This window comes from Sphingomonas sp. OTU376 (assembly GCF_038440415.1).
Taxonomy (GTDB): domain Bacteria; phylum Pseudomonadota; class Alphaproteobacteria; order Sphingomonadales; family Sphingomonadaceae; genus Sphingomonas; species Sphingomonas kyeonggiensis_A.
On the sequence record NZ_JASATQ010000017.1, the window covers coordinates 72,065 to 81,610 of the forward strand.

Annotated in this window: 10 protein-coding genes; 5 read left to right on the plus strand and 5 right to left on the minus strand. The window is 66.2% G+C overall.

What is annotated here, in order from left to right; all coding sequences use genetic code 11:
* Nucleotides 1-24: 24 nt before the first annotated feature.
* The 3 genes from AAHM44_RS09780 to AAHM44_RS09790 form a co-directional block, all read right to left on the minus strand.
* Nucleotides 25-1,326, minus strand: coding sequence for an OmpP1/FadL family transporter (locus tag AAHM44_RS09780; protein WP_342249845.1), 1,302 nt, complete (start codon nucleotides 1,324-1,326; stop codon nucleotides 25-27).
* A gap of 49 nt (nucleotides 1,327-1,375) precedes the next feature.
* Nucleotides 1,376-1,789 (minus strand): DUF2147 domain-containing protein, encoded by a 414-nt coding sequence (locus tag AAHM44_RS09785; RefSeq protein ID WP_184168628.1) that lies wholly within the window; start codon nucleotides 1,787-1,789, stop codon nucleotides 1,376-1,378.
* Nucleotides 1,790-1,973: 184 nt separating this feature from the next.
* On the minus strand, nucleotides 1,974-2,396 hold the full coding sequence (locus AAHM44_RS09790) for a flagellar assembly protein FliX (RefSeq protein WP_269576132.1): 423 nt from the start codon (nucleotides 2,394-2,396) through the stop codon (nucleotides 1,974-1,976).
* A gap of 101 nt (nucleotides 2,397-2,497) precedes the next feature.
* On the opposite strand from AAHM44_RS09790, the gene AAHM44_RS09795 reads away from it, so the two are divergent.
* The 3 genes from AAHM44_RS09795 to AAHM44_RS09805 are packed head-to-tail and all read left to right on the plus strand — an operon-like array spanning nucleotide 2,498 to nucleotide 4,308.
* Nucleotides 2,498-3,580 (plus strand): flagellar basal body P-ring protein FlgI, encoded by a 1,083-nt coding sequence (locus tag AAHM44_RS09795; RefSeq protein ID WP_269576133.1) that lies wholly within the window; start codon nucleotides 2,498-2,500, stop codon nucleotides 3,578-3,580.
* Nucleotides 3,580-3,882, plus strand: a complete 303-nt coding sequence (locus AAHM44_RS09800) for a rod-binding protein (protein ID WP_342249846.1) — start codon at nucleotides 3,580-3,582, stop codon at nucleotides 3,880-3,882. The genes AAHM44_RS09795 and AAHM44_RS09800 overlap by 1 nt, the downstream gene beginning before the upstream one ends.
* Entirely contained in the window at nucleotides 3,883-4,308 is a 426-nt protein-coding gene (locus AAHM44_RS09805; RefSeq protein ID WP_269576134.1) for a flagellar protein FlgN, read from the plus strand.
* A gap of 99 nt (nucleotides 4,309-4,407) precedes the next feature.
* Here AAHM44_RS09805 and AAHM44_RS09810 read toward each other — a convergent pair whose 3' ends face one another.
* Nucleotides 4,408-4,821: a flagellar basal body protein gene (locus AAHM44_RS09810; protein WP_184168632.1), complete on the minus strand. Its 414-nt coding sequence runs from the start codon at nucleotides 4,819-4,821 to the stop codon at nucleotides 4,408-4,410.
* A 3-nt stretch (nucleotides 4,822-4,824) separates the two neighbouring features.
* Nucleotides 4,825-7,545, minus strand: a complete 2,721-nt coding sequence (locus tag AAHM44_RS09815; RefSeq protein ID WP_342249847.1) for a hypothetical protein — start codon at nucleotides 7,543-7,545, stop codon at nucleotides 4,825-4,827.
* A 159-nt stretch (nucleotides 7,546-7,704) separates the two neighbouring features.
* Here AAHM44_RS09815 and AAHM44_RS09820 point away from each other — a divergent pair, with 159 nt between their 5' ends.
* Both AAHM44_RS09820 and AAHM44_RS09825 read left to right on the plus strand, forming a co-directional pair.
* Entirely contained in the window at nucleotides 7,705-8,739 is a 1,035-nt protein-coding gene (locus AAHM44_RS09820; protein WP_184168634.1) for a flagellar motor switch protein FliG, read from the plus strand.
* Nucleotides 8,740-8,751: 12 nt separating this feature from the next.
* Nucleotides 8,752-9,414 carry a FliH/SctL family protein gene (locus AAHM44_RS09825; RefSeq protein ID WP_184168635.1) on the plus strand — a complete coding sequence of 221 codons (663 nt, stop codon included), beginning with the start codon at nucleotides 8,752-8,754 and terminating at the stop codon, nucleotides 9,412-9,414.
* Nucleotides 9,415-9,546: the final 132 nt, after the last annotated feature.

A 9,546-nucleotide genomic window follows, 5' to 3' on the forward strand; every position in this document is an offset into this window, starting at 1 on the left:
TTCCCCGCGATCGTTCAAAGTCCGTCAGAACTTCAGGCGTGCACCCGCGGTCAGCACCACGGCGCTGGCGTTGCGCAGTTCGCCATCGGTGAGGATCGGCGTCTGCGCGGCGGTGCCGGCATAGGCCGCGGTCACGCGGTCGATCGGCGCGTCGGCGAAGCTGACATAGTTGGCCGCGAGATCGAACGAGAGCTTCTTGCTCGCCGCATAGCTGCCGCCCAGGCCGAAGTTCCAGCGATCCGAATCCGGCACGCGGGCGTCACGCTCGGTATCCTGGGTCGGCGTGGTCGCGCGCTGGACGCCGGCACGCAGCGTCACCTTGGGCGACACGGCATAGTCGACGCCGCCGGCATAGCTCCAGCTGGTGCGATAATTCTCGGGGAGCGCGGCATTGACCGGCGCACCGAGGCGGATCGCATCGAACTTGTCCCAGCCATAGCGGATGACCTGCGCGTTGAGGGTCAGCTTGTCGGTCGCCGCGAAACGGGCGCCGGCAATCGCCTGGGACGGCGTGTAGAACTTCGCCTCGATGCCCGAGAGCGCCCGGTTCGACGTCGCGAGCGGGCCGACCAGCCCGGAGACGGTGAGGTCACCCTTCAGCGTATGCTCGATCGCCGACTTGTAGCTGAGGCCCAGGGTGAAGCGGCTCGAGTGGAGTTGCACGCCGGCGGTCCAGCCGAAGTCCCAGCCGTCGCCCTTCAGCTCCTGGCGGCCGTCCGGCAGCGTCGCGGCGAGGTTGGGCAGCGCGTTGCTCAGGCTGGCATCGGTGTACTCGATGTTGAGGCCGGCGCCGACGCGCAGCCAGTCGGTCACCGCCACGCCGATGCTCGGCTGGATGTCGATGGTGCGCAGCTTGGTCTTGTCGGCGCTGTAGCGCGCCCAGCTGTCCGACGGATAATCGGTAGTGAAGCTGTAGGGCGAGGTGATCGACACGCCGAGCGCGATGCGATCGTTGAGCGGCACGGCGATCGCGCCCGACGGCAGCACGCCGTTGTTGATCGGATTGCGGGTGATGCCGTTGCCGCCGACCGGCGCGGCCGGCTGGCCCGGACGGACGATCAGCGTGCCGCTGTCGACGACTTCGCCGCGCGGCAGGATGACGGAAGCGGAGATGGTGCCATCGCCATTCTCGATGCCGCCGATCGAAGCGGGATTCCACCAGATCGAAGCCGAGCCGGTGTCGGCGGCCTCACCGGAGAAGGCGCGGCCGGCGGCGCGCGCGGACTGTTCCTGGAGGTAGAAGGCCTGGGCGTTGGCAGCCTGAGAGAAGCCGATCAGCGCGAACAGCGCACCGCCGGTGGCAAGCGAAACCTTGTAGGGGGACATTCGGGTAATCCTTGATACGCAGTACTGAACGGAAACTGGGAAACGCGTCTCAGCGGACGCGGGTCCAGGTCTGGGTACGGCAGAAGGGCTTGAATACGCAGCCGCGCAGGTTGAGCTGGTCGTTGCCGGTCATCGTCACTTCGGCGCTATAGGTCTTGCCGTCCTCGGCATTGTAGATCTTGCCGCCATACCAGCCGGCGCCCTGCTGCTTGAAGCCCGACAGGATCTGCAGGTTCATCAGCCGCCGGTTGCGCAGCGCCTTGTCGCTGTTCTGGGCATCGGCCAGGTTCGGATTGGTGCGCAGCTTGTCGGACGAGACGATCTTGCCACAGATCGACGTGCCGCAGCGCGCGATCTCGACGATTCCATTGTGCACGGGGGTCTTCCAGCGGCCGACGACTGCGTCGCCGGACTGGGGTGCCGGGGCCGCTGCGACGGCGAGCCCCATAAGCAAAGCCAACATAGGCATACTCTCCTCGAGGGGTCTCCATGCCGGGCTCTCACGGCCGGTCACGGGTGAAACGATCTCGCCCTTTCGAACGCGAAACCGTTGTCGCCTCCCTAGGTTCCAAAAACCGGGTATGCAAATGCGTTCGGATTTGAAACTGAAAAGTCGCTGATGCCGTAGGGTAAATCCGGGCGTGAAATCAGGCCTGAAGATCGAGTTTGGCCAGTTCGACTCGCACGCGCAGCTCGATATCGGACAGGATGGCCGCCAAAGCAGGATCGTCGCTGTGCTCGAAGGTCTCGGACCATTCGACGATCGCCTGGAGCTTCGCCGGGCTGACCACGCCGGCGACCAGCTCGCGGTGGAGCTGATCGAGCATGTCGACACCGCGCTGGGCATCGACTGCCTGCTTGCGGCGGCGCTCGATCGCGGGATCGGCGGCGGCAAGCGTGACGAGCATCGCGACCGAGGGATTGAGCGCCTGCGCGGCGTTGGTCCCCTGCGGCACGGGCGCAGGCGCGGCGGGCGCCTCGCCTTCTTTCACCGAGAAGCCGGACGCGACCTTGGGCAGCGCAGCCAGCAGGCTTTGCAGCATGGGTCCCTGGAGGTTCTCGATACGCACGAAATCTCGTCCTTCGGCACTTTTTGCCTACCTCTATCCTATAAGAGAATTATCGGAAATTTTCCACTCCCAGGGGTTATATGCTGCGCTACGCCGCTCCCATGATCGCCCTGCTGCTGAGCACGGCCATCGCACCGGCCGCAATGGCCCAGACGCGGATCAAGGACGTCGTCAACGTCGAGAACGTTCGCGACAACCAGCTCGTGGGCTATGGCCTGGTCGTCGGCCTGGCCGGCACCGGCGATCGCCTGCGCAACACGCCGTTCACCGAGGAATCGATGCAGGCCATGCTCGAGCGCATGGGCGTGAACATCCGCGGCACCGAGATGAAGACGCAGAACGTCGCCGCCGTCTCGATCACCGCGACGATGCCGCCCTTCGCGCGCAACGGCTCGCATATCGACGTACAGGTCTCCGCCCTTGGCGACGCGACCAGCCTGCAGGGCGGGACGCTGATCGTCTCCTCGCTGCGCGGCCTCGACGGCGAGATCTATGCCGTCGCCCAGGGCAATGTCGCGGTCTCCGGCTTCAAGGGCCAGGGTGCCGCCGCCAGCGTCAGCCGCGGCGTGACCACCTCCGCCCGCATCGCCGGCGGCGCGATCATCGAGCGCGAAGTCCCCTATTCGCTCCAGTCGGCCACCGGCCTCAAGCTGGCGCTCAAGAACCCGGACTTCGCCACCGCCGATCGCATCGCCGCGGCGATCAACGCCAAATATCCGGGCAGCGCCACCGTGCTCGACCCCGCGACCGTGCAGCTCACCCCGGGCCCGAACTTCGTCGGCAACGTGATCGACCTGGTCACCCGCATCGGCGAGCTTGCGGTCAAGGTCGACCAGCCGGCACGCGTCGTCATCAACGAGGCATCGGGCACCGTGGTGATGAACGCCGATGTGCGGATCACGCCGGTGGCGATCGCCCAGGGCGGCCTGACCATCACCGTCACCGAGAGCCCGCAGGTCTCGCAGCCGGCACCGCTTTCGAACGGCCAGACCACCGTGGTGCCGCGCACCAATGTGCAGGTGGACGACGGCAACGGCGCCAGCCTGGCGCTGATCGACGGCGCCAGCCTGCAGACGCTGGTGAGCGGGCTCAACACGCTGGGCGTATCCCCGCGCGACCTGATCACCATCCTCCAGGCGATCAAGACCGCCGGCGCCCTCCAGGCCGACATCGAGGTACAGTGATGCAGAACGTGACCAATGTGCCGGGGCAGCAGGTCCCGACCAGCACGAACAATCCCAAGCTCGACGCCAAGAACCGCGAGACCGCCAAGAATTTCGAAGCGGTGTTCCTCGGCCAGATGACCCAGCTGATGCTCGAAAGCGTCCAGCAGGGCGATGGCGAGTTCTCCGGCGGCCACGGCGAGGAGATGTTCCGTGGCATCATGGCGGAAAAGCTCGGCAATTCGATCGCCGAACGCGGCGGCATCGGCCTCGCGCCGGTCGTACTCGACCAGATCATCAAGCTTCAGGGGGGAAATAAGTAAGTGACCGAGCAGCTCATCGACGCAATGGTGTCCCTCACCCACATCATGGAAGAGGAAAGCGAGCAGCTGTCCCGGGCGCCCTATTTCCCCGAGATGCCCGAGATCGCCGCGGTCAAGCTGCGCCTGACCGGCCGGATCGAAGCCGAAGTGGCGCGGATGAAGCGCGAAGCGCCGGACAATTGGGCCGAGCGGCTCGCTCCGGAAGAGCGCGAGCGGCTGGCCGAGGCGAGCCGCGGCCTGCGTGACGCCTCCACCGTCAACCAGCAAATCCTCAAGCGCCAGATCGAGCTGTCGACCGACATGATGGGCGCGATCGCCGCCGAGGCCCAGCGCCTGACCGGCACCCGCAACATGACCTATGGCGCAGGCGGCGGCCTGGCCTCGAGCGAGGCCCCGGCGCCGATCTCGATCAACGCGCGGCTGTAAATCTCTCCTAAAGCCCTCTCCCGCAATCGGGAGAGGGCTAACAAAAAAGGCCCGCGATCGCTCGCGGGCCTTTTTGCATTCTACAACCGAAGGAAGCGCTTAGCCGCCCTTGCCCACAGCGGTTTTCAACATGCTGATCTGCTTGCGGTAGAGGTTGGTCATCGCGGTGAAGTCGGCCTGGACCTGACCGAGCTTGAGCAGCTGGTCTTCGAGCGTGACGTTGTTGCCGTCGGGCTTGGTCTCGCTGATGTCCTTGTCGAGCACGATGCCCGCGCCGGCCGGCTGGATCGCGCCCAGGCCCTTCATGCCGGCGGTCAGCTCGACGCGCGGCTTGGCGACCCGGATGCCGCCCGTGCTGTTGCCGACCAGATCGGAGAAATCGGCGTCCTCGACGGTGCGCGCCTTGAAGCCCGGGGTCTCGCTGTTGGCGATGTTCTGGGCGATCACGCGCTGGCGATCGGAGAGGTTGTCCATCTGGCGGCGGATGCCGGCAAGAATCGGAGGCATGTCCATGGATCAGAACCCGTATGAAGAAGGAGTGGAGCTGTTCAGGCGATCGAGTGCCGCCTGATAGTTTGCGAGCTGGGCATTCACGATCGCGGTGCTCTCGGTGCCCGTCGCGGAATTGCGCTTGGTGCCGTTGATGATGTTGCTCTTGGAATCGTCCCAATAGAGCGAGCGATAGGCGGTCTGCGTCATCGAGATCGCGTCCTTGATCTTGCCGAGCGCGACCTTGGCCATGTCGAGGTTGCTCAGGTTGAGCCCCTCGCCCAGGTCGAGGCCGAAGCTGCCGCCCGGACGGACCTTGGGCGCGCTGCTCGAGACCGCCGCCTGGGTCGAGATCCGTTGCGGCTCCATGCCGAGCTTGGCGAGCGCATCGCTGTCGCCGGTGCCGGCCAGCAATTGCAGCTGATGTCCCGGCTTCATGGTGATGCGCAGCTGCTGGACGCCATCGACCGCGGTGGCGGTGACGGTCGCCTTGGACGCGCCGAGCATGCCCTGCATGCGCGTGGCGATCGACTGGAGCGTGTCGTCGGCGAGGATGGTGAGCTTGCGGACCGAGCCGTCATCGGCCTTGAACGAGAAATAGTCGCCCGCCTTCAGGCCGGTCTGGGTGGTCACCTTGTTCGACGCGATCGCGTTGATCGTGCCGCGGCCATAGCCGAGCGCCGAGACCGCGCTGGCGCCGCCGCTATCGGCCGATACGCGGACCGGCTCGGTACGCAGCAATGCCTGGCCGAATTGAGTGGTATTCTCGACTGCGCCAGTCGAGCCGTCGACACGTGTGACGAAGCCATCGGTGGGTCCCCGCCGCGTCGCAGCGAGATCGCCAGTGGTGCGGCCGCCGGCATAGAGATCGCCGTTCATGAAGGCGATGCTGTCGACTTGGTCGTCCGCCGAGGAGCCGATATAGGTGGTGCTGGCGTTCGACAGATTGGCGTCGATCCGCGTAACGAAACCATCACGACCGCCGCTGATCGAATTCACCTGGGTGCCCGAAAGCGCGCCGGAGGTCGCACCGCCCACGCCGATCGTGCCGTCATCGGCGACAGCGAGCACGCGTGCATCGGCGGTGCCGAGGCTGAGGCTGCCGAGATCGGTGGCGAGCGCCCCTCCCTGCATCTTGAGCAGTTCGGCATTGCCGTCATGCGAGACGAGCGCGAGGACGTTGCCGTCATTGTCGACCGCGAGCGCATTGACGCTGTCGCTGCCGGCACCGGTAATGGTACGACGCTCGGCGATCTTGCCGCTGGCGTCGATCCGGGCGACGAAGCCGTCATTGCCCGATGCGATGCGGCCGCCGACATAGATGGAGCCGTCCGCGCCGACCGCGACGGCCTTGGCGACATCGGTGCCGCCCGAGCGAACCACGGTGGAGAATTTCTCGTCGCCGTTCGTGGCATATTTCGCAACGACCATGTCGCCATCGGTGGAAGCGCCGCCAAAGCTGCCGGTGACGGTGCCCGCGACGACGATGCTGCCATCGGGGCCGAGGCTGACAGCGGCGCCGGTCGACGAACCAGTCGCGCCCAGGCTCCGCTGCCACACGACATTGCCCGCGCCGTCCACCTTGGTGAGGAACAGGTTGCTGTCGCCATCAGACAGGTTGGCGCCAAGGTCGCCCTTGGTGGTGCCGACGATGTAGCTGTTGCCCTGCGCGTCGGTAACGACCGAGGCCGCATCGGTATTGGCGTAGACGTTGCTGGTCGACGTCTTGACGGTCTTCACCTTGCCGTCGAGATCAGTCGTCGTCGAAGTGGTCGTCGTGGTCTTGCCGGCGGCGACGTTCTGCGCGGTCGCCTGGCGATCGAGCGCCTGGATCGTGCCCATGGCGGTGCGGGTATTGTCACCGGCAGGATCGTCGAAGCGGAAGAGCTGGGTCGAGCTCGGTGCATCGAGCGCGGTCTGGCCGGTCGCGACGACCAGCGCGTCCTTGGCGTTGGTCTGGTCGAGGGTGATCTGTTCGAAGCCGGTGGGATTCGAAAGCGTGAAGCCCCATTTGCCGCTTTCGTTGGTTACCTTGAAGGTAGACTTCCAGCGCGGCACCGTATTGCCGTTGGCATCCAGCTGCGGCGTGCCATCGGTGTTCAAATTGGGAATTGCCTGGATCGCGGCGTTGAACTGGGCCGCGACCGAGTCCAGCGTCGGCGGCTGGGCGCCCTGCGACAGATCGACGGTGACGGTCTGCGCCGAGACGCCGGGCTTGCTCAGCGTGATCGAGAACTGCTCGCTGCCGGTCAGGCCCGGAATGGCCTCGGCACGCGTCTTGACCAGGCCCTTGCCCTCGGTCTCGTACACATTGGTGGAGACGAGCTTGTTCGTCGTGACGCTCGACGAGGGCTTGCCATAGGCGAGCTTCACCAGATCGGACGGCGCGGTGCTGAGATAGGTCTGGAGCTCGTCCAGCCCCTTCTGGAAAGTCTTCTGGAGATTGGCGCGCTGGGCGTCCGACGTAGTCTTGGCGCTCGCCGTCTCGGCCAGCACGCGCAGCTTGTCGAGCGCCTGATAGGCCGTGAAGCTGGTCTGCACGTCCTTGGGCAGGAACGCACCACCGGCGTCGGTGGTGGACGGCGTGATGATCGAGCGCAGCGCCGTGATCGCCGCAACCTGGCTGGCGTTAACCGGAAGCTCGTTGCTGCTCTTCCACGGCGCGATCGTCGCCGCGGTGGTGAACTGCGCCTTGGCAGCGCGCACGGCCTTGCTGTCATAGGTGATCGCCGACACCGCCGAGGTCATCGTCGAACTCGACCCCGTCAGAATACTTAAGCCGATCAGACTACCAGATAAATTAACCGTCATCGCGCTCCGCCTCGCTTCCTCGATCCTATAATAGAGGGAAAGCCGCCCCCACCCGTGTGTACGGGCGCAAATTTTTCGCGAGGGAAACGAAAAATCATGACCGTCATGGCGCCGATTGCCGAACCGCCCGAACTCAAGCGTTTCACTGGCCCGCAGCGCGCCGCCGCGCTGATGCTGGCCCTGGGCAAGGATCATGGCGCCCCGATCTGGGAACAGCTGACCACCGACGAGGTGAAGGAGCTGTCGTCGTGCATCGCCGGGCTGGGCCGGATTCCGGCCCCGGTGGTGGAGCACCTGCTCGTCCAGTTCACCAGCGAGATCGCCTCGATGTCGTCGATGCACGGCAGCTACGAGACGACCGAGCGCCTGCTCGCCGGCATACTGCCTGCCGAGAAGGTGAAGGAGATCATGGAGGACATCCGTGGTCCCTCGGGCCGCACGATGTGGGACAAGCTGTCGAACGTCTCGGAAAGCGTCCTCGCCGGTGCGCTCAAGCACGAATATCCGCAGACCGTGGCGGTGATCCTCTCCAAGCTGCGCCCCGACCATTCGGCCCGCGTGCTGGCCGAGCTGCCGCGCGACTTCTCGGTCGACGTCGTGATGCGCATGCTGCGCATGGAGACGGTGCAGAAGGAAGTCATCAACCAGGTCGAGCAGACGCTGAAGAGCGAGTTCATGACCAACCTGTCGCGCTCGCAGAAGCGCGATCCGCACGAGGCGATGGCCGAGCTGTTCAACTCGCTCGACCGCTCGACCGAGGAAGCGATGCTCAACGCGCTGGACAACAAGGCGCCGGAAAGCGCCGAGCGGATCCGCGCCCTCATGTTCACCTTCGAGGACCTCGGCAACCTGCTGCCGCCGGCGATCGCCGCGATCGTCCGCAGCGCCGACAAGCGCCAGATGGCGCTGGCCCTGAAGGGTGCGCCGGAAAGCCTGAAGACGCTGTTCTTCGGTGCAATGACCGAGCGTGCGTCGAAGCTGCTGCGCGAGGACATGGCGGGCATGGGCCCGGTGCGCGCACGCGATTGCGAAGAAGCCCAGTCGGCGCTGGTACGCCTGGCGAAGGATCTGGCGGACCGCGGCGAGATCCTGCTCGTCGACCCCAAGTCCGACGACGCGATGATCATCTAAGGAACCGATACGATGAGCATGCACGCCCATGTGAATGTCGAGCGCTTCGGCTTCGACCGGATCTTCGCGATCCCGCCGGGCAAGGGTGCGCCGATCGGCCCCGACGCCACGCTCGAAGTGGCGACGCTGCGCGCCGAACTGGCGCTGCTCCGCTCCGAGCAGGAGTCGGCGCTCGCGCTGGCGCGGGCGCAAGGTTATGAGGCCGGGCTCGCCCAGGCGCGCAACGAGCGCGAAGTGGCGCTGCTGAGCGCCGTAGATGCGCTGCAGGCCGGGATCGAGGGCATCGACGCCCGCTTCGGCCAGGTTTCCGAGCGCGTGACCGGCGAAGCCGCCGAAGTGGCGCTCGCCGCCGCGGAGCTGATCGCCGGCCGTGCGCTGGAAGTGGCGCCGGGCGCCGCGATCGACGAGGCGATCGGCCGCGCGCTGGGCCAGGTCGCCCGCGGCACCGAGCTGCAGATCCGCGTCCACCCCGACCTGCTCGACGACATCGAGGGCCGCATCGCCGATCGCCAGTCGCGCGACCGCCGCAAGCTCAACCTGATCGTGGTGCCCGACGAGACCATCCCGGTGGGCGATGCCCGTATCGGCTGGGAAGAAGGCGGGCTGGCGCTCGACGCCACGGCGCGGCGCGCGGCGGTGCTGGGCGAGCTCGAGACGCTGCTGAAGGGGGCGTGATCTAAATCTCCCCTCCCTGGAAGGGAGGGGTCGGGGGTGGGTCGCGGCCAGGCTTTACGGCACCCTCATGCGGCGCCGTAACCGCATCGCCAAGCATCCACCCACCCCTGCCCCCACCCGTCCCGGGAGGGG

Bases quoted from the DNA above. Each gene is read 5' to 3' on its own strand.
- AAHM44_RS09795 (WP_269576133.1), top strand. From the start codon at position 2,498: ATGATCGCCCTGCTGCTGAGCACGGCCATCGCACCGGCCGCAATGGCC.
- AAHM44_RS09810 (WP_184168632.1), bottom strand. From the start codon at position 4,821: ATGGACATGCCTCCGATTCTTGCCGGCATCCGCCGCCAGATGGACAAC.
- AAHM44_RS09785 (WP_184168628.1), bottom strand. From the start codon at position 1,789: ATGTTGGCTTTGCTTATGGGGCTCGCCGTCGCAGCGGCCCCGGCACCC.
- AAHM44_RS09820 (WP_184168634.1), top strand. From the start codon at position 7,705: ATGACCGTCATGGCGCCGATTGCCGAACCGCCCGAACTCAAGCGTTTC.
- AAHM44_RS09815 (WP_342249847.1), bottom strand. From the start codon at position 7,545: ATGACCTCGGCGGTGTCGGCGATCACCTATGACAGCAAGGCCGTGCGC.
- AAHM44_RS09825 (WP_184168635.1), top strand. From the start codon at position 8,752: ATGAGCATGCACGCCCATGTGAATGTCGAGCGCTTCGGCTTCGACCGG.
- AAHM44_RS09800 (WP_342249846.1), top strand. From the start codon at position 3,580: ATGCAGAACGTGACCAATGTGCCGGGGCAGCAGGTCCCGACCAGCACG.
- AAHM44_RS09780 (WP_342249845.1), bottom strand. From the start codon at position 1,326: ATGTCCCCCTACAAGGTTTCGCTTGCCACCGGCGGTGCGCTGTTCGCG.